Below are 17,939 nucleotides of genomic sequence, written 5' to 3' on the forward strand. Positions count from 1 at the left end.
CGGCGACTCCGCGCCTGTCTGCGTGCCTGTCTACTCGCCGGTCACCGCGATGGCGTGGAAGGCTGCAGGGTGCGACACCACCCCCGTCTGAAGGAGCACGCATGATCTCGCGCATCGCCATCGTGAACCGCGGCGAGGCCGCCATGCGGCTCATCCACGCGGTGCGGGACCTCAACGCCGCAGCAGGACGCGACGGGCACCGCATCGAGACGATCGCGCTGCACACCGAGGGCGAGCGACGAGCGATGTTCGTGCGCGAGAGCGACCACGCCTACGACCTCGGGCCGGCCTCGGCCCGCCCCTACCTCGACTACGCCGTCCTCGAGCGCGCCCTCCTCGAGACGGGCGCCGACGCCGCGTGGGTGGGCTGGGGCTTCGTCGCCGAGCATCCGGCCTTCGCCGAGCTGTGCGACCGCATCGGTGTCACCTTCATCGGCCCGAGCGCGGAGGCGATGGTCAAGCTCGGCGACAAGATCGGCAGCAAGCTCATCGCCGAGGAGGTCGGCGTGCCCGTCGCGCCGTGGAGCCGTGGCGGCGTCGACACCCTCGAGGACGCCAAGGCCGCAGCAGCGCGCATCGGCTACCCCCTCATGCTCAAGGCGACCGCCGGCGGCGGTGGCCGCGGCATCCGCCGCGTCGACTCCGACGCCGACCTCACCGACGCCTACGAGCGCACCCGCGACGAGGCCGAGCGCGCGTTCGGCTCCGGCGTCGTCTTCCTCGAGAAGCTCGTCACCGGGGCCCGCCACATCGAGGTGCAGGTCATCGCCGACGGCCAGGGCTCGGCGTGGGCCGTCGGTGTGCGCGACTGCTCGGTCCAGCGACGCAACCAGAAGGTCATCGAGGAGTCCGCCTCACCGGTGCTGAGCCGCGAGCAGGAGGACGAGGTCCGCACGAGCGCCGAGCGGCTCGCCGTCGCCGTCGGCTACGCCGGTGCCGGCACCGTCGAGTTCCTCTACCACCCGGGTGAGAGGTTCTTCGCGTTCCTCGAGGTCAACACGCGCCTGCAGGTCGAGCACCCGATCACCGAGGTCGTCACCGACACCGACCTCGTCAAGCTCCAGATCCACGTCGCGAACGGCGGACGTCTCGACGATCTTCCCGGCGGCCGCCCGACCCAGCGCGGCCACGCCGTCGAGGCGCGCCTCAACGCGGAGGACCCCGACCGCGACTTCGCGCCGAGCCCCGGCCACATCAGCCTGCTCCAGTTCCCCGCCGGGCCCGGCATCCGCGTCGACACCGGGGTGGGAGAAGGCGACTCGATCCCCGCCGACTTCGACTCGATGATCGCCAAGATCATCGCGTACGGCCGCGACCGCGACGAGGCGCTCGCCCGCCTCCGCCGCGCCATGGCCGAGACGACCGTCGTCATCGACGGCGGCTCGACGAACAAGAGCTTCATCCTCGACCTGCTCGACCAGCCCGAGATCATCGACGGCTCGGCCGACACCGGCTGGATCGACCGCGTCCGCGCCGAGGGCCGGCTCGTGTCGCACCGTCACTCCGGCGTCGCGCTCGTCGCCGCCGGCATCGAGGCCTACGAGGATGCCGAGGCCATCGAGCGGGCCCGCCTGCTCGAGTCGGCCCGGGGCGGTCGTCCCCAGGTCCAGCACACGGTCGGCCGCGCCATCGACCTCAAGCTGCGCGGCACGGCATACAAGGTCATGGTGCTGCGCACCGCGTCGCACCGCTACCGCGTCTCCATCACGAACGGCGGCGACGAGCACGTCGTCGACGCCACGCTCGACCGCATCGACGAGTATGCCGGCCGCATCGTCGTCGAGGGCCGCGCGCACCGCCTCGTCACCGCCACCCACGGCCCCGTCCACCTCGTCGAGGTCGACGGCGTGACCCACCGCGTCTCGCGTGACGAGGGCGGCGTCGTGCGCTCCCCCGCCCCCGCGCTCGTCGTCGCGACCCCGGCCGCCGTCGGCGACGAGGTCGCGGCCGGCGCACCGGTGCTCGTCCTCGAGTCGATGAAGATGGAGACGGTGCTCCCGGCCCCCTTCGCGGCGCGCGTGCGCGAGCTGCTCGTCAGCGTCGGCAGCCAGGTCGAGACCGGCGCACCGCTCGTGCGGCTCGAGCCGACCGGCGACGAGGAGGAGGTCGCCGAGGCGGCGGCCACCGAGACGGTCGACCTCGACCTGCCCGACTCGAGCGCCGGCCACGCCAGCGTGCGCGAGCGCGTCGACCGCGGCATCGAGGACCTGTCCGCGAGCGTCCTCGGCTTCGACGGCGACCCGAGCGGTGACCGCCGGATGCTCGAGGGCTACCTCACGGCCCGCGACGAGCTGGCCGCGAGCGGCACGATCCCGCTCGGCGAGGAGATCGCCGTCCTCGAGCTGCTCACCGACTTCGCCGAGCTGAGCCGCAACCGCCCGGCCGCCGAGGAGCGCCACACCGAGCTGCTCGTGCACAGCCCGCGCGAGCACTTCCACTCCTACCTCCAGAGCCTCGACGTCGAGCGCTCCGGACTGTCGGCGGACTTCCGCGACAAGCTCGCCCGCGTGCTGCGCCACTACGGCGTCACCGAGTTCGAGCGCACGCCCGACCTCGAGGAGGCGGTCTTCCGCATCTTCCTGGCCCAGCAGCGCTCGGCCCCCGAGGTGCAGGTCGCGACCTCGATCCTGCAGCGCTGGCTCGCCGAGCCCATCCCGGCAGCGCCGCTCGACGCCGCCGCCCGCGAAGCGCTCGACCGGCTCGTCGTCGCGACCCAGCTGCGCTTCCCCGTCATCGGCGACCTCGCCCGCAGCGTCCGGTTCCGCTGGTTCGACCAGCCGCTCGTCGACGAGGAGCGCCAGAGCGTCCTCGCCGGGGTCCGCGACGAGCTGGCGTCGCTCGCGGCCGAGCCCGACGCCCCCGACCACACGGCCCGCATCGACGAGCTGGCCGCCATCCCCGAGCAGATCGTCCGGTTCCTCACCGAGCGACTGCACGAGGAGGCGCCGGAGCGCCTGCCCGAGCACGAGCCGATGCTCGAGGTGCTCATCAAGCGGCACTACCGCGAGCACGAGCTCCACGGCCTGCGCACGTTCTCCGAGGGTGGCCGGCCCTTCGCCGTCGCCGACTACACGCTCGACGACCGTCCGACGCACCTGACGTCGACGATCGGCGGCGTCGACGAGCTCGTCCCGGGCGGCCCGCTCGACGCGGCCGTGTCCAACGACGTGTGGTCGCGCGCGACGGGCCTGCACTCCGTCGTCGACCTCTACCTGCGCTGGCCGCAGGAGCCGGAGTCCCCCGACGCCGCGAGCGACGAGCTCGCGACGCTGCTGCAGCAGCTGCCCTTCGCGCAGGACGTCCGCCGCGTGGCGGTCGCCGTCAGCGCCGGCCAGGGGCGCCCGGTCGACTACTTCACCTTCCGCCCGGTCGAGGGCACGCTCGTCGAGGACCGCCTCGTCCGCGGCGTGCACCCCATGGTGGGGCGCCGGCTCAACCTGTGGCGCCTCACGGCGTTCGACGTGACCCGCCTCGCGGCTCCCGAGGACGTGCTGCTCTACGAGTGCGTGGCCAAGGACAACCCCGAGGACCGACGTCTCGTCGCCCTGGCGCAGGTGCGCCAGGTCGTCGTCGTGCGCGACGAGGCCGGACAGGTGTCGGGCCTGCCGCACGTCGAGCGGGCCATCGCCAACTGTCTCGAGGCGATCCGCCGGCTCCGGGCGAGCCGTGGTGCCAAGGGTTCCCGGCTCGACATGAACCACGTGTGGGTGCAGATCTGGCCGACCATCGAGGCCGACCTCAGCCAGCTGACCGCGCTCCAGAGCAAGATCGCCCCCGTGACCGCAGGTGCCGGCATAGAGGAGGTCCTCGTGCAGGCCAAGGTCGCGGGCGCTCCCGGCGAGGCGCCTCTGCCGATCGCCGGCCGGTTCTTCTACCAGCCCGGTTCCGGCGTCACCGCGTCGCTCGGGGCGCCTCCCACCGAGCCGCTCAAGCCGCTCGACGACTACGCCTCCAAGGTGGTCCGAGCCCGCCGCCGCGGCCTCGTCTACCCCTACGAGCTCCAGTCGATGATCGCCGGAGACGGCGGCTCCGTCGTCGAGCACGACCTCGACGACACCGGCGCGCTCGTGCCGGTCGACCGGCCCCAGGGCCTCAACAAGGCCGGCATCATCGTCGCCGTCGTCAGCTCGCCGACGGTGCGCCACCCCGAGGGGGTCACGCGCGTCGTGCTGTCGGGCGACCCGCTGCGCTCGCTCGGGTCGGTCGCCGAGGCCGAGTGCGCCCGGGTCATCGCGGCGATCGACCTCGCGGAGCAGATGAAGGTGCCGCTCGAGTGGTACTCCCTCTCGGCCGGGGCGCGCATCTCGATGGACTCCGGCACCGAGAACATGGACTGGGTCGCCCGCGCCCTCAAGCGCATCATCGAGTTCACCCAGGCGGGCGGCGAGATCAACATCGTCGTCGCCGGCATCAACGTCGGCGCCCAGCCCTACTGGAACGCCGAGGCGACGATGCTCATGCACACCAAGGGCATCCTCGTCATGACGCCCGACAGCGCCATGGTCCTCACCGGCAAGCAGAGCCTCGACTTCTCCGGCGGTGTCTCGGCCGAGGACAACTTCGGCATCGGCGGCTACGACCGCGTCATGGGCCCCAACGGGCAGGCGCAGTACTGGGCCAAGGACCTCGCCGGCGCGCGCGACATCCTCATGGCGCACTACGAGCACGCCTACGTCAGCCCGGGCGAGTCCGGCCCCCGCCGCGTCACGACGAGCGACCCGTCGCACCGCGACGTGACGCTCTACCCGCACGACGCGCCCGGCTCGGACTTCGCGACGGTCGGCGAGATCTTCAGCTCGCTCACCAACCCCGACCGCAAGAAGCCGTTCGACATCCGCACCGTCATGCGGGCCGTCAGCGACCAGGACCACGAGCCGCTCGAGCGATGGGCCGGCATGGCCGACGCCGAGACGGCCGTCGTGCAGGACGCCCACCTCGGGGGCGTCCCCGTGTGCCTCATCGGCATCGAGAGCAAGTCGGTGCCGCGCCGCGGCTTCCCGCCCACCGACGGTCCCGACACCTACACGGCCGGCACGCTGTTCCCGCGGTCGAGCAAGAAGGTGGCGCGCGCCATCAACGCGGCCAGCGGCAACCGTCCCGTCGTCGTGCTCGCCAACCTGTCGGGCTTCGACGGGTCGCCCGAGTCGATGCGCAGCCTCCAGCTCGAGTACGGCGCCGAGATCGGCCGGGCCATCGTCAACTTCGACGGCCCGATCGTCTTCACCGTCGTCTCCCGCTACCACGGTGGCGCGTTCGTCGTCTTCTCCAAGACGCTCAACCCGCGCATGACGGTGCTGGCGGTCGAGGGTTCCTTCGCGTCGGTGCTCGGTGGCGCCCCGGCGGCCGCCGTCGTCTTCTCGCGCGACGTCGACGCCCGCACGGCGGCCGACTCCCGCGTCGCCGAGCTCGAGGGTCGCCTCGCCTCGGCCTCCGGGGTCGAGCGCGCCCGCCTCGCGACCGAGCTCGCGGAGCTGCGCACCTCGGTGCGCGCCGAGAAGCTCGGCCAGGTCGCCTCGGAGTTCGACGCGGTGCACAGCATCCACCGCGCCGTGTCGGTCGGTTCGGTCGACGCCGTCATCGAGGCGCACGACATGCGACCGCGCATCATCGCCGCCATCGAGGCCGGCCTGCAGGGCTGACCTCCGCCGACGACGAAGAGGGCGTATGCCGTGTGGCCGGCTCACGGCATACGCCCGACCACCCAGCCGGGACCGACCACGACACACCACAGGGGAACTCATGCAGGATGCACACGAGCTGATGGACCGCGTCCGTGACGGGGCGCGGGGCACGCCCTACGCCGTCGTCGAGCGGCCGTACGGCTTCGACCTCACGATCGACGTCGCCGACGCACGGTGGGTCGACCTCACGGCGGCGCACGGCCTGACGAAGGTCTTCACGCACGAGGTCCACGTCAAGGGGCCCGGCCGCTACGGCATCACCGACGTCGAGCACACGGTGAGCTACGGCGCCGGCGGCGCGTCGCTCACGGCCGCCCGCTCGATCAGGCGCGGACGGGTCTACGGCTACCAGCGCCGGGTCGAGCTCGGGGTCGACGCCCGCACCGGGGAGGTCGGCAAGGTCGTCGACTACACGTTCCGCGCCGGCGAGGGCCGGGGCATCGTCCGGCGCGCCGCCGACGAGCTGGGCTGGAAGGAGGCGATGAACGGCGAGCAGAAGGGCGGACTCATCGTCGGCATCGTCGCGATCGTCCTCACCGTCGGTGTCTTCGCCGCCGTCGGCATCGCCGCCCTGCTGCGCTGACGCGTCAGGCCGACGGCCCCGGCAGCTCCGCCGGGACCCGCAGCGAGGTGACGCCGCCGAGGTCGAGCCACACGGCGTCGGGGGTGCGCACGACCCGCAGCAGCACGTCGTCGCACCCCGGGCAGCGCCCGACGAGGCCGGGGTCCGGTCCGTAGACCCGAAGCGTGGCGACCTCGGTGGCCGAGCCGCAGCCGCGGCAGCGGACGACGGCCGCGGTGACGTCGAGGGCGAAGAGCTCGGAGAGGGGGCCGGCCATGAGGTTGCCGTCCCAGTCGGGCGTGGTCATGGTGATGCGCCTCCTCACGGGCCGCTCGGCCCGAATCTCTCTGTCCTGATGTGCTCGGCGGCGTGGCCGAGCCCGACGAGCAGGTCGGCGGCGCTCTCGACGAAACCCGTCGGTCCGCAGACGTAGCAGGTGGGCGCGTCGGCTGCCTCCCACCCGGGCGCGACGAGGTCGTCCTCGCGCAGCCGTCCGGCCGGGCGCACGTCGCCGTCGGGCGCCCGACGGGTGTGCACGAGGTGGAGCCGCACCCCGGCGCCGGACGGGAGTGCGGCGAGCGCCACCAGCTCGTCCCGGTAGATGACGTCGTCGGGCTCGCGCACCGAGTAGACGAGGCGGAAGGGAGGCGAAGCGTCCGGGTCCTGTTCGGTGCGCGCCCTGAGCATCGACATGAGCGGCACCACCCCGGAGCCTCCGGCGACGAGGAGCACCGGCTCGGGCTGGGCTGCGCGCCAGACGAACCAGCCCCCGACGGGACCTCGCAGCCGCACGGCATCGCCCACCGCGAGGCCGTCGGCGAGGAAGCTCGAGACCTCGCCGTCGGGGACGCGCTGCACCGTCAGCTCTACGTGGTCCCCGCGCGCCGGCGCCGAGACGGAGTAGCTGCGCGTCGCGGTGTAGCCGTCGGGGGCGGTGAGCCGGACGTCGACGTGCTGACCCGGCAGGTGCCCCGGCCAGTCCGGGACGTCGAGCACGAGGGTCACGGCGCTGTCGGTCTCGGGCCGGCGCTCGAGGAGTCTGGCTTCGCGCCAGGCCCTGGGGGCACTCAGTCCCCCTGGTACCGCTGCTCGCGCCATGGGTCGCCGTAGTCGTGGTAGCCGAGCTGCTCCCAGAATCCGGGCGAGTCCTCGAGCAGCAGCTCGATGCCGCGGACCCACTTCGCGGACTTCCAGAAGTAGAGGTGGGGCACGAGCAGCCTGGCGGGGCCGCCGTGCTCGGGCCTCAGGTCGTCGCCGTCGAACTCGAACGCGACCCAGGCCTGCCCGTCGAGGAGGTCCTCGAGCGGCAGGTTGGTCGTGTAGCCCCCGTAGCTGTGCACGAGCGCGAAGTCGGCGGCGGTCTCGACGTCGGCGAGCACCGTGTCGAGCGAGACCCCCCGCCACTCCGTGTCGAGCTTGGACCAGCTCGTGACGCAGTGGATGTCGACCGTCACCGTGTCGCTCGGCAGCTCCATGAGCTCCGCCCACGACCACGTGTGCCTGGTGCCGTCCTCGGTGGCGACCCACAGCTCCCAGTCGTCGTGATCGACGCCGGGGGTCGGCCCCGCCGACAGCACCGGGAAGTCGGCGGTGAGGTACTGGCCCGGGGGCAGCCGGTCGTCGCGGCCGCGCGGTCGACCCTGGAAACCTCGCGTGACGAAGTCCATGCCCCCTGACTCTAGGGGCGGCCGGGCCCCGGCGGAACGTCCACGACGTGGGCGGTCCCGGCGGGGACCTCCCGCTCGGGGCGCCCGCGGGGCAGGATGAGCCCGTGCCGACGACGATGCCGCCCGTGTCGCTGTCGGCGTCGGACGGTGTGGCCACGATCCGGCTCGCCCGTCCCGACGCCGGCAACGCCCTCGACCTGCCCGGCGCGCTCGCGTTCCGCGACACCGTCCGCGAGGTCGCGGAGGCGGTCGACCGGGTCCACGTCGTCGTGCTGCGGGCGGAGGGCCGGCTCTTCTGCGCGGGCGGTGACGTGCGGGCCATGGCCGCGGCCGCGGACCGCCCGGCGTTCGTCGCCGAGCTCGCGGGCGTGCTCCACGAAGCGCTGACCGAGCTGCGCGCCCTGCCGGTGCCCGTCGTCGCCGTCGTCCAGGGCGCGGCGGCGGGGGCGGGCGTGGGCCTCGTGCTCGCGGCCGACGTCGTGCTGGCCGCCGACCACGCGAGCTTCGTGGCGGCGTACCCGTCGGTGGGTCTCTCGCCCGACTGCGGGGTCAGCGCGCTGCTACCGGCCGTGGTCGGTGCCAGACGGGCCGCGCTCTTCCTGCTGACCGGCGCCCCGGTCGACGCGGCCACGGCGCTCGACTGGGGCCTCGTCTCCGAGGTGTGCCCCGCCGAGACCCTCGAGGCCCGCGCGGGTGAGGTCGTCGCCGCGATGGCCGCCCTGCCGCGACGAGCCGTGGGCGAGGCGGCCCGGCTGCTGCGCCGGTCCGGTGAGAGGGCGTATGCCGCGCAGCTCGCCGACGAGGCCGCGACCATCGCGCGCCTGTCGGCGACCGCCGAGGCGGAGGCGCTCCTCACCGCCTTCGCGACCCCAGCCCCTGCCCGACCGAGCAACGGAGACTCCCCATGAGCGCCACCACGTCGAACGTCACCTCGAGCATCACGTCGAGCATCACGTCGAGCATCACGTCGAGCAGGGTCGACGACATCGTCCGTCGCAGCGCGACGCGCCACCCGGACCGGGTGGCGCTCGTCTTCGAGGACCGCACGTGGACGTATGCCGCCCTCGACGACGCCGTGTCCCGCGCGGCCGCGCACCTACTGGGTCTCGGGCTCGTCGCCGGCGACCGGGTCGCGACGGTCGGGGTCAACTCCGATGCCTACCTGCTCGCGTTCCTCGGCTGCGCGCGCGCCGGGCTCGTCCACGTGCCCGTCAACTACGCCCTGACCGGGCCCGAGCTGACCTACCTGCTCGGCGACTCCGGCGCACGAGTGGCGCTCGTCGACGTCGCCCTGCGCGACTCGGTCGAGTCGGTCCGGGCCGACACCGCCCTCGAGCGGGTGCTGCTCCTGCACGGCGGCGACGACGCGGTGCTGCCCGGCTGGAGCGAGGGCGACGTGCCCGTGGTCGAGGTCAGGACCGCCGACACCGACCTCGTGCAGCTGCTCTACACGTCCGGCACGACGTCACAGCCGAAGGGCGCGATGATGACGCACCGCGCCCTCGTGCACGAGTACGTCTCGAGCATCGTCGGGCTCGACCTGCGCGAGGACGACGCGCCGTTGCACTCGATGCCGCTCTACCACTCGGCACAGATGCACGTCTTCCTGCTGCCCTACCTCGCGGTCGGTGCGACGAACCACCTGCTGACCCGGCCCGACGTCGCCGCGATCCTCGAGCACGTGCAGGCCGACGGCATCGGCTCGCTCTTCCTCGCCCCGACCGTGTGGGTGCCGCTGTCGAACCACCCGGACCTCGACACGGCCGACCTCAGCGCGTTGCGCAAGGCCTACTACGGCGCCTCGATCATGCCGTTGCCGGTGCGCGACCGCCTCCAGCAGCGGCTGCCCGGGCTCGGCTTCTGGAACTGCTTCGGCCAGTCCGAGATCGGGCCGCTCGCCACGGTGCTTTGTCCCGAGGAGCACGCCGAGCGACCGGAGGCGTGCGGCCGGACGGTGCTCTTCGTCGAGGCGCGTGTCGTCGACCCCGAGGGTGAGGACGTCCCGGCCGGCGAGCCGGGAGAGCTGCTCTACCGCTCCCCGCAGCTGTGCGCCGGCTACTGGAACAAGCCCGACGCGACGGACGAGGCCTTCCGCGACGGCTGGTTCCACTCCGGCGACCTCGTGACGCGCGACGAGGGCGGCTACCTCACCGTCGTCGACCGCATCAAGGACGTCATCAACACCGGCGGCGTCATGGTCGCCTCCCGCGAGGTCGAGGACGCGCTCTACACCCACCCCGCGGTGGCGGAGGTCGCCGTCATCGCGACCCCGCACGAGCGGTGGGTCGAGGCCGTCACGGCCGTCGTCGTGCTGCGTCCCGGGCAGTCCGTCACCGAGACCGAGCTCGTCGACCACGCGCGGTCGACACTCGCACCGTTCAAGCTGCCCAAGGCGATCCACTTCGTCGACGAGCTCCCCCGCAACCAGAGCGGCAAGCTGCTCAAGCGGGTGCTGCGCGACGACCTCGCCGAACGCCCCGCCACGTCCTGACCGCGGCCGCAGCCGTCACCGCGGCGACACGGCATACGCGAGGAAGGCGGTGCCGGCGACCCACACGCCGAGGCCGGCGAGGTTGACCCGGGGGTGGAGCGTCAGCGCGGCGAGGAACTCGCGGAGGAAGGCGCTCGGCAGGAAGTGCCAGGCCGTCGGGGCACCCGTGACGTCGGCGTCGAGCTGCAGGCGCCGCGTCAGCAGCGCCGCCCGGCCCACGTGGTAGCCGCTCGTCACGACCCGGAGGTGCCCGGCCCCGTCGAGTCCCCGGGCGCGCAGGATCTCGCGCGAGAGCAGGAGGTTCTCCTCCGTGGTGGTCGAGCGGTCCTCTGTCGCAAGCACGTCCGGGGGGACGCCGTGGGCGACGAGGTATGCCGTCATGGCCACTCCCTCGGGCATCGGCTCGTCGTCGCCCTGGCCGCCGCTCGGGACGACGATCGGGTCGTGACCGAGCGCCTGCTCGTCGCGCCACGCGTCGGCGGCCGCGTCGAGACGGTTGGCCAGCAGGGTCGGGACGGTGCCGTTGACGAGTCCTGAGCCCAGGACGACGATCGCGGCCGGCGCCACGCGGGCCCGCCGGCGCAGGTAGGCGAGGCAGAAGAGCGCGTACGAGACGAGCACGAGGCCCGGGTAGCCGGGCAGCAGGAGAACGACGACGGCGACCACCGCCGACCGGCTCGTCCCGGCCGGGAGAACACCGACGGCCAGGGCACTCGCGGCGAGGATGGCGAGGCCCAGGACGAGGGCGACTGCGTTGGTGCGGCTGCGACCCGCGGGACCGAGCAGCCGCAGGCCGTTGCCGACGAAGAGCAGGCCCAGCACGGCTGCGCCGACGAGCGGCAGCAGGAGCAGGGACCTGGCGCCGGCGGACGGTGCGGCGGTTGCCGTCGTCGCGGCCCACAGGGCGCCGGTGAGCAGGACGCCGGTCAGCCATCGCCGGGGCGCGGCGCGCGCCGTGAGCACGAAGAGGACGAGCAGCGCCGCCGCGAGGACGAGGGCGACGAGCGATGGCATGCGACGAGCATGCCCTCCCCGACCCGGTGTCACGAAACCGGCACGTGGCGCGTCGAGTTCGACGAGCACGTGGCGGCTGGGCGGGCACGCTCGCGGGGGCGACCTGCCGCCCCGCATGACGGCTGCGTGACAGCTGTGTGGCGGCTGCGAATCGTCGGGGCTTTCCAGCCCACCACGAGCGTCCGGTCCCGTAACCTGTCCTTCTGGAAGGGCCGGGATTGACTGCCACACCACCCCTCCCTCACGGCTTGGCAGTCAGGTGGGGTCCGGCCCTTCCGCCATGTCCGGCCGTCGCGGCCCGGCAGGCTGCGTCAGTGGCGGCAGCCGGCGAGCACTCGCGCGATCTGTGCGCGCTCCGCGGCCGTGACCCAGAGGTGGTAGCGCTGCTTCACGGCGACCTGCCGCGCGACGTAGGCGCACCGGAAGGCCTGGTTCGGCGGCAGCCACGAGGCGGCGTCCGCATCACGCTTGGAGCTGTTGGTGGGGCCGTCGACGGCGAGCAGGTTGAGCGGGTCGTTGGCGAGGGCGGCCCGTTGGGTGGCGGTCAGCTGCTGGGCGCCCTTGACCCAGGCGTCACCGAGCGCCACGACGTGGTCGATCTGCACGCGCGAGGACGTCGCGCGTCCGCGCGCGAACGTGATCGTCCGGGCCGTGTAGGGGTCGGCGAGCGCGCCGGCCAGCACGACACAGCCGTGCGTCCCCGGCTTGAGGCGCACGGCCGTGAGGTCGCGCCGGAGGATGTCGTTGCGGGTGTCGCAGCCGTTGTGGCCGAGTGCGACGTCGACGTCGTCGGACCAGGCGATCCCGAACGCGGCCCTGGAGTAGCCGGTCTTCGGTGCCCGGCCCTTGACCGGGAGGGTGGCGAGCGCCGCCGCCGCATCCTGCAGCTGCGAAGGGCTGAGCGACCAGGTGCGCGCCGGGGTCGTCGTGGTGGTGATGGTCGTGCTGCTGCCGGAGGCCGCCGGCTCGACCCGCGTCGAGGCGTGGTGCGCGTCGGCTCCGGCACCCGGGGAGGCGAGCGGCAGGCCGCAGGCGGTGAGCAGGCCGGCGACGAGCAGTCCGGTCAGACCGGGCAGACCCCTGCTGACGAGCGGTCGCGCAGGGCGGGGACGGGGCGCGAGGGTCGTGGGCACGAGGAGAGACATTGCCACACAGTCGAATTCACGTCTGCCGCGGCGCGCCGGAGTCGGGGTCGGACGTAGGGGTGCCGGCGGCGGTGTCGGCAGGGCTGGCTAGAGTCTGCCGTCGTGAGAAGGGTGGCAGGAAGTGCTCGGTAGGACGCATGCCCTGTCCGGTGCGGTGGCCGTGCTGGCCCTCACCCCCGTGCTGCGGGCTCACGGCGTCACGGTCGACGCCTGGGCGGTCCCGGTGGCGGCGGTCACCGCGGCAGGGGCCGCGATCCTGCCTGACGTCGACCACGCCCATGCCACTCCAGCGCGCTCACTCGGCCCCGTCTCGGCCGGACTCGCCTGGTGCGTCGGCAAGCTCAGCGGCGGACACCGCAACGGCACGCACTCGTTCGTCGGTCTGGCCGCCTTCACCGGCCTGTCGTTCTGGCTGACGCAGGTCGGCGGACTGCCCCTCGGCCTCTTCCTGTCGTTCCTCTTCGCCATCGCGGCAGCAGCCCTGCGCGTCAACATGGTCCGGGCCACCGTCGGACACACGCTGCTGTGCCTCGTCATGGGCGCGATGCTCGTGCGTGGTGCGGTGCTCGACTCGTTCCCGGTCGAGGTCGTGCCGTGGGCCGTCGCGACCGGCGTGACGGTGCACCTGCTCGGCGACATGGCCACGGTCCAGGGCTGCCCGTTGTTCTGGCCGGTGCACCGCCACCGCTACAACTACCTCGCGCTCAGCACCGACCACGCCGTCGAGCGCTGGGTCGTCGGGCCCGCCCTCACGCTCGCGGCCGCGTGGCTCGTCGTGACGCTGGCCGGCGGCGTCGACGTCATCGGCCCCGCGCTCCACACGACCTGGCGGACGGTGCGGTCGCTCGTGCCGGGCTGACTCCTCGTCCACCGCACGCTCGAGGGATCAGACGTTGACGTCGAAGCCCGGCTCGAAGACCGCGAGCCGGACGTAGCGGTCCTCCACGGGGATCCGGAACGCGGCGACGAGCGCGCCGTGCACGGCGTCGATGATCGCGACCTCCTCGTCCGGCGTGTAGGACCTGCGGACCTCGATCAGGGTGCTCGGCATGAGCCAGAGATACCAGAGAAGCCGCCGCGACTACCGCCGCCGCGACCGGGCTGCCCCACGGCGGCCGGCCTAGACCGTTGCCGCGCCTTCGGGTGCGAGCTCGGCCACCTCGAGGAAGACGGTGGCGCTGCCGCCGGCCGGCACCAGCTCCATCAGCTCACCCGAGTGCCGCGCCTGCTCCCCGGCCCAGGCTGCGACGGCCTCGCCGCTCTCCCAGCGCCGCACGACCACGAAGTGCGCCGGGTCGTGCGCGTCCTGCAGGATCATCCCCTCGCGAGCCCCGCCGCGGGCCGTCGCCGCGTCCGCGAACCGGCGGAAGGCCGCGAGGAAGGCCTCTGGGTCGGCGTCGCCGATCGACCAGTCGCTCATCGTCCACGTATCGGCCATGGCCCATCTCCTTCGACTCTCCGTTCGTGCGACGAAGCGGCCGCCGTTCGGGTGACTGGCAGGACGGCATCGGGGCCCGCGGCTGTCACGAGGCAACCGCCGGTATGGCTCCGAGCTGCTGGAGCAGGGCCAGGTTGTCCATGAGGATCCGGCTCGAGACGATCCTCCCGTCGTGGACGACGTCCCTCGTCCACGCCTCCACGGTGACGCGGGTTCCCGTCGGCGGGATGCCGAGGAAGGCGTCTCGGTGGGTGCCCTTCCACGTGCTCCAGGCCATGACCGCCTCGCCGTCCGCCACCATCTGCTCGACGGTCCACTCGAGATCCGGGAAGGCCGTGAAGAGCTGTCCGAGAAAGTCGCGGAGGCCGTCGCGACCAGGGCCCTGACCCGGTGGAGGGTTCTCCTCGACGAAGTCGTCGGAGACGAGGTCGGGGATGACGTCGAGGTTGTGCCCGTTGAGCACCTCCTCGACGAAACGGACCGGTACGGCCGCGCCTTCAGGTCTGGGCATGGCAGTCACTCCTGTTCAGTCGTTCTGGCCACCGTGCGCAGTGGACGGCAGGTGGCCGGTGGACGCCTCGGCCGCGAGGACGGCAAGGCGTTCGAGGCTCAGTTCCATGTGCTGGTGCAGGTCAGCCTCCAGGTCATCGACGCCGAAGAGGAGCTTGAGGATCACCTGCAAGGCGGTGGGGACCCGGTCGACCACCTCGTAGGCGAGGCTCACCCTGCACTGCTCCCCGCCGGCCCGCTCCATCTCGTACGTCCATCGCAGGGTTCCACCCCCGCGCTCGGTGCGCGAGAACGAGAAGACTCGTCCGGGCTCGGCAGCCGTGACGACGGGATGGTTGGTCCACCTCATCCACCGACGGCGGTTGGTCGCCGCGAAACGCGCTCCGACACCGGCACCACCGACGCTGCCGGGCGGGGTCTCCCACCGGACGGCCACGACCTCGGGGCTCCACTCGGGTGTCCGGGTGACGTCGGCGACGATGCCGTACACGGTCGCCGGGTCGGTGTCTACGAGCCGGGTGACTCTGTCCGCGGTCAAAGGGTTCATGGGTTCTCCTGGGGTGCTACCCCTGATTATGCGACCGCAGCAGCCACCTCCGCAATAGGGTATTGCATGTGTAATATGTAATCGTGACGAAGGCGGAACAGGACGTCGGTCGCGCCACACCGCGGGCACGGCAGCGAGCCGCGACCGAGGCGGAGATCCTCGCCGCGGCGCTCGCCCAGATGGGCCGCGAGGGGGTCGCCGCGTTGAACCTCAGCCAGGTCGCACGGGAGGTCGGACTGCGCCAACCCTCGCTGTTCCGCTACTTCCCGTCCCGGCTTGCCCTGTACGACGCGCTGTTCGCCCACGGGATGCGTGAGCACCGAGCGGCAGTGGCAGCGGCACTGGCAGAGGGCGCCGGCGGCTGGGCGACGGTCCGTGGCGTCGCGGAGGCAACCGCCCGGTTCTCCGCTGCGAACCCGGTGCTCGGGCAACTGCTGTTCACCCGGCCCGTGCCGGGGTTCGAGCCTTCCGCAGAGGCCTATGCCCCGAGTGTCGACGTGAGGCAGATGGTCTCGGACTCCGTCGCGGATGCCGTGGCGGCCGGCGAGCTGAGGGCGGAGGCTGCCACGCCGGAGGGCGTGCAGCTGCTCGTGGCGTTGACGGCGGGGGTCATCAGTCTCCACGCCGCCAACGACCCCGGCACCGAGGAGCCCAGCCCGCTGCTGGAGTCCGCACTCGAGATGTATGCCGCGTACTACCGGCCCTGACCGCCGGGCAGCGCCTCACGGCCCGGCGGGGAACCGAACGTCCCCGCGCGGCCCGGACCTGTCGATATGCGCCGTCTCGCGTCCCAGGTTCGGTTGACTCAGCAGCTGGGCAACGCCGCGGTCACCACGACGTCGCGTGCGGGGACGGTCATCGACACGGACGACCTGACCCCGGCACAGACGGCTGCCCAGATCGTCGAGGCGCTGGACACCGCTCGATAGACGCCGGCTGGTGGGCCGAAGCCGTCTGCCGGAGCGTCACCGCCTCCGCATGGTGTCGATGAGGACCGGCGAGCCCTCGCGCAGCGGCTGCACCTCACCCGTCGTCACGAACCCGTGCCGCTCGTACAACCGGCGGGCGGAGTCGTTGCCCTGGCTGACGTGCAGGACGACCGGTCGGCCGACCCGGTCGGCATGCTCGAGCAGTCTCTCGAGGATGCGCGCGGCCACACCGTCACCGCGGAACGTCGGACGGACCCACATCCCCCAGACGAACGCGTCGTCCGAGGCGTCCGGCACGAACAGGCCACCCATGGCGACCGGTCCGTGGTCGGCGAACGCCAGCACCACGGGACCCGGGCCGGCGGCCCGTTCGCGCCACACCTCGGGAGGCTGCGCGGAGGCCTCCGCCAGGGTCGCCCCGAACGCATCGGGCGCGTCGGCCAGTGCTTCGAGCCGAACGGCCCGGAAGTCCTCCCAGTCGTCAGCACCGATGACGCGGAGCTCAGTGCTGCTCACGGTCGACACGGCAGCACTCCGATCAGGACTGGGTGCGCAGGTAGCGCCCGAAGTGGGGCACGGTGAAGGCGATGAGGCCGCGCTCACCGGAGTAGATGAGGCCCTTCTTGATGAGGGCGTCGCGGGCGGGCGACAGCGACTGCGGCTTGCGCCCGAGCACGTCCGCCACGGCCGAGGTCGGCACGGCCTCCCGCTCGGTCACCCCATCGCGCACGTATGCCGCGACGTCGCCCTCAGCGTCGTCCAGGCCTCCCGAGTCCGCCTGTGCCACAGACGGGTTCACGAGTGCTGCGTCTGCCATCGCCCGGAGGTACTCGCGCTCCGCCGGGGTCGCACGCTCGAACCGCGATCCGAAGAAGCCCACGGCGAGCTCGGACTCTGCCTCGGGCACCGCCACGCGGATGTCCTCCGCCGTCACCGGTGAGCTCGGCGCGACGTCCCAGACGACCTTGCCGTACGCCTGGATGAAGTAGGGATAGCCGGCCGTCACGGCATACATCTCGTCGAGGGCCTCGGGGGTGAACTCGCACGCCTCCTCGGCGGCCGGGCCGACGAGCGCCCGGTCGGCGGCCTCGCGCGGCAACCGATCGATGCGGGAATAGCGAAAGAGCCTCTCGGAGTAGGACTTCGAGGCCGACAGCACGGCCGGCAGGTGCGGCAGCCCGGCCCCGACGACGATGACGGGCAGGCCCGACTGCGAGATCTCGTGGCAGGCCGCGCACAGGGCGGAGACGTCCTCGGGGTCGAGGTCCTGCATCTCGTCGATGAAGAAGGCGACGCCCTTGCCGACGTCGGCCGCCAGGCCCCCGATGTCGGTGAGCAGTTCGACGAGGTCGATCTCGACGTCGCCCGAGTCGGCGCGGCCCGTCACTGCGGGCACGTCGATGCCGGGGTGCCACCTCTCACGCAGCTTGGCCCCGGTCGGGGCGTCGCGCAGCGCGAACGCCTTGATGCTCCCCAGCACCTGGTCGACGTCGTCGCCACGCGGGTGGCCGAGCTCGCGCACCGCCTGGTGGGCGGCGGCGGCGAGCGGCCGGCGCAGGCGCTGGTCGGGGCGCGCCTCGAACTTGCCTGTGCCCCAGTCGGCCCGGACGGCTGACGAGCGAAGAGCGTTGAGCAGCACCGTCTTTCCGACGCCGCGCAGGCCGGTCAGCACGATCGAGCGTTCGGCGCGTCCGCGGGCGATCCGCTCGAGGACGACGTCGAAGGTGCGCAGCTGCTCGTCGCGCCCGGCGAGCTCGGGCGGGCGCTGGCCCGCGCCCGGGGCGTACGGGTTCGTGATCGGGTCCACGCTCGGAGGCTATACGCGTCTCTACGGCAAACCTGAGACATCCGCAGACAGCGCCATCGGCGAGTCGCGGGGTTGCCGTCACACGGAGCAACTCGACGGAATCCGAAGTGACTTGATTCGGATTCCACTGAATTCGGGCAAGAAAAAG

The 17,939-nt window shown here is 72.6% G+C and carries 18 protein-coding genes; 7 read left to right on the forward strand and 11 right to left on the reverse strand.

The features are described 5' to 3' along the window. Positions 1–101 precede the first annotated feature (101 nt). Together TAE01_RS01995 and TAE01_RS02000 are read left to right on the forward strand one after the other, a co-directional pair. The gene (locus TAE01_RS01995) at positions 102–5,639 is read left to right on the forward strand and encodes an ATP-binding protein (protein WP_147062806.1); all 5,538 of its coding nucleotides are present in this window, start codon (positions 102–104) and stop codon (positions 5,637–5,639) included. Positions 5,640–5,739: 100 nt separating this feature from the next. After that, positions 5,740–6,264 (forward strand): hypothetical protein, encoded by a 525-nt coding sequence (locus TAE01_RS02000; protein WP_147062808.1) that lies wholly within the window; start codon positions 5,740–5,742, stop codon positions 6,262–6,264. Between the two features lie 4 nt (positions 6,265–6,268). Here TAE01_RS02000 and TAE01_RS02005 read toward each other — a convergent pair whose 3' ends face one another. From TAE01_RS02005 to TAE01_RS02015, 3 genes are all read right to left on the reverse strand, one after another. Then, positions 6,269–6,550 (reverse strand): DUF6510 family protein, encoded by a 282-nt coding sequence (locus TAE01_RS02005; RefSeq protein WP_147062810.1) that lies wholly within the window; start codon positions 6,548–6,550, stop codon positions 6,269–6,271. Positions 6,551–6,564: 14 nt separating this feature from the next. After that, positions 6,565–7,248 (reverse strand): ferredoxin reductase, encoded by a 684-nt coding sequence (locus tag TAE01_RS02010; protein WP_307723811.1) that lies wholly within the window; start codon positions 7,246–7,248, stop codon positions 6,565–6,567. A 62-nt stretch (positions 7,249–7,310) separates the two neighbouring features. After that, positions 7,311–7,910, reverse strand: a complete 600-nt coding sequence (locus TAE01_RS02015) for a sulfite oxidase-like oxidoreductase (protein WP_147062814.1) — start codon at positions 7,908–7,910, stop codon at positions 7,311–7,313. 104 nt (positions 7,911–8,014) lie between these two features. Here TAE01_RS02015 and TAE01_RS02020 point away from each other — a divergent pair, with 104 nt between their 5' ends. Next, positions 8,015–8,818 carry an enoyl-CoA hydratase/isomerase family protein gene (locus tag TAE01_RS02020; RefSeq protein WP_222594032.1) on the forward strand — a complete coding sequence of 268 codons (804 nt, stop codon included), beginning with the start codon at positions 8,015–8,017 and terminating at the stop codon, positions 8,816–8,818. Further along, positions 8,815–10,401 carry a fatty acyl-CoA synthetase gene (locus TAE01_RS02025; protein WP_246111077.1) on the forward strand — a complete coding sequence of 529 codons (1,587 nt, stop codon included), beginning with the start codon at positions 8,815–8,817 and terminating at the stop codon, positions 10,399–10,401. Before TAE01_RS02020 ends, TAE01_RS02025 begins: the two co-directional genes overlap by 4 nt. A gap of 15 nt (positions 10,402–10,416) precedes the next feature. On the opposite strand, the gene TAE01_RS02030 is transcribed toward TAE01_RS02025, so the two are convergent. After that, the gene (locus TAE01_RS02030; RefSeq protein WP_186815000.1) at positions 10,417–11,415 is read right to left on the reverse strand and encodes a YdcF family protein; all 999 of its coding nucleotides are present in this window, start codon (positions 11,413–11,415) and stop codon (positions 10,417–10,419) included. A 311-nt stretch (positions 11,416–11,726) separates the two neighbouring features. Further along, positions 11,727–12,560, reverse strand: coding sequence for an HNH endonuclease family protein (locus TAE01_RS02035; RefSeq protein WP_147062818.1), 834 nt, complete (start codon positions 12,558–12,560; stop codon positions 11,727–11,729). Positions 12,561–12,681: 121 nt separating this feature from the next. Between TAE01_RS02035 and TAE01_RS02040 the strand changes: the two genes are divergently transcribed. Beyond that, positions 12,682–13,419: a metal-dependent hydrolase gene (locus TAE01_RS02040; RefSeq protein ID WP_147062820.1), complete on the forward strand. Its 738-nt coding sequence runs from the start codon at positions 12,682–12,684 to the stop codon at positions 13,417–13,419. Between the two features lie 27 nt (positions 13,420–13,446). Here the strand turns inward: TAE01_RS02040 and TAE01_RS02045 are convergent, their stop codons facing one another. From TAE01_RS02045 to TAE01_RS02060, 4 genes are all read right to left on the reverse strand, one after another. Further along, complete coding sequence (locus TAE01_RS02045; RefSeq protein ID WP_222594033.1) at positions 13,447–13,611, reverse strand: hypothetical protein; 165 nt, start codon at positions 13,609–13,611, stop codon at positions 13,447–13,449. Between the two features lie 69 nt (positions 13,612–13,680). Next, positions 13,681–13,998 (reverse strand): antibiotic biosynthesis monooxygenase, encoded by a 318-nt coding sequence (locus TAE01_RS02050; protein WP_147062822.1) that lies wholly within the window; start codon positions 13,996–13,998, stop codon positions 13,681–13,683. Between the two features lie 85 nt (positions 13,999–14,083). Next, on the reverse strand, positions 14,084–14,509 hold the full coding sequence (locus tag TAE01_RS02055) for an ester cyclase (protein ID WP_147062824.1): 426 nt from the start codon (positions 14,507–14,509) through the stop codon (positions 14,084–14,086). Between the two features lie 15 nt (positions 14,510–14,524). Continuing rightward, positions 14,525–15,055: an SRPBCC family protein gene (locus TAE01_RS02060; RefSeq protein WP_147062826.1), complete on the reverse strand. Its 531-nt coding sequence runs from the start codon at positions 15,053–15,055 to the stop codon at positions 14,525–14,527. Positions 15,056–15,138: 83 nt separating this feature from the next. Here TAE01_RS02060 and TAE01_RS02065 point away from each other — a divergent pair, with 83 nt between their 5' ends. Together TAE01_RS02065 and TAE01_RS21045 are read left to right on the forward strand one after the other, a co-directional pair. Continuing rightward, complete coding sequence (locus TAE01_RS02065; RefSeq protein WP_147062829.1) at positions 15,139–15,762, forward strand: TetR/AcrR family transcriptional regulator; 624 nt, start codon at positions 15,139–15,141, stop codon at positions 15,760–15,762. Between the two features lie 93 nt (positions 15,763–15,855). Then, positions 15,856–15,984, forward strand: a complete 129-nt coding sequence (locus TAE01_RS21045) for a hypothetical protein (RefSeq protein WP_281289249.1) — start codon at positions 15,856–15,858, stop codon at positions 15,982–15,984. Positions 15,985–16,020: 36 nt separating this feature from the next. Here the strand turns inward: TAE01_RS21045 and TAE01_RS02070 are convergent, their stop codons facing one another. Both TAE01_RS02070 and TAE01_RS02075 read right to left on the reverse strand, forming a co-directional pair. Then, positions 16,021–16,500: a GNAT family N-acetyltransferase gene (locus TAE01_RS02070; protein WP_186815001.1), complete on the reverse strand. Its 480-nt coding sequence runs from the start codon at positions 16,498–16,500 to the stop codon at positions 16,021–16,023. 22 nt (positions 16,501–16,522) lie between these two features. Continuing rightward, positions 16,523–17,791, reverse strand: coding sequence for an ATP-binding protein (locus TAE01_RS02075; RefSeq protein ID WP_147062833.1), 1,269 nt, complete (start codon positions 17,789–17,791; stop codon positions 16,523–16,525). Between the last annotated feature and the right edge of the window lie 148 nt (positions 17,792–17,939).

This window comes from Terrabacter aerolatus (genome assembly GCF_007991735.1).
In the GTDB taxonomy this organism is placed as follows: Bacteria; Actinomycetota; Actinomycetes; order Actinomycetales; family Dermatophilaceae; genus Terrabacter; species Terrabacter aerolatus.

Coding starts and splice junctions, on each gene's coding strand:
- TAE01_RS01995 (WP_147062806.1), top strand. CDS start 102: ATGATCTCGCGCATCGCCATCGTGAACCGCGGCGAGGCCGCCATGCGG.
- TAE01_RS02000 (WP_147062808.1), top strand. CDS start 5,740: ATGCAGGATGCACACGAGCTGATGGACCGCGTCCGTGACGGGGCGCGG.
- TAE01_RS02005 (WP_147062810.1), bottom strand. CDS start 6,550: ATGACCACGCCCGACTGGGACGGCAACCTCATGGCCGGCCCCCTCTCC.
- TAE01_RS02015 (WP_147062814.1), bottom strand. CDS start 7,910: ATGGACTTCGTCACGCGAGGTTTCCAGGGTCGACCGCGCGGCCGCGAC.
- TAE01_RS02025 (WP_246111077.1), top strand. CDS start 8,815: ATGAGCGCCACCACGTCGAACGTCACCTCGAGCATCACGTCGAGCATC.
- TAE01_RS02030 (WP_186815000.1), bottom strand. CDS start 11,415: ATGCCATCGCTCGTCGCCCTCGTCCTCGCGGCGGCGCTGCTCGTCCTC.
- TAE01_RS02035 (WP_147062818.1), bottom strand. CDS start 12,560: ATGTCTCTCCTCGTGCCCACGACCCTCGCGCCCCGTCCCCGCCCTGCG.
- TAE01_RS02045 (WP_222594033.1), bottom strand. CDS start 13,611: ATGCCGAGCACCCTGATCGAGGTCCGCAGGTCCTACACGCCGGACGAG.
- TAE01_RS02050 (WP_147062822.1), bottom strand. CDS start 13,998: ATGGCCGATACGTGGACGATGAGCGACTGGTCGATCGGCGACGCCGAC.
- TAE01_RS02055 (WP_147062824.1), bottom strand. CDS start 14,509: ATGCCCAGACCTGAAGGCGCGGCCGTACCGGTCCGTTTCGTCGAGGAG.
- TAE01_RS02060 (WP_147062826.1), bottom strand. CDS start 15,055: ATGAACCCTTTGACCGCGGACAGAGTCACCCGGCTCGTAGACACCGAC.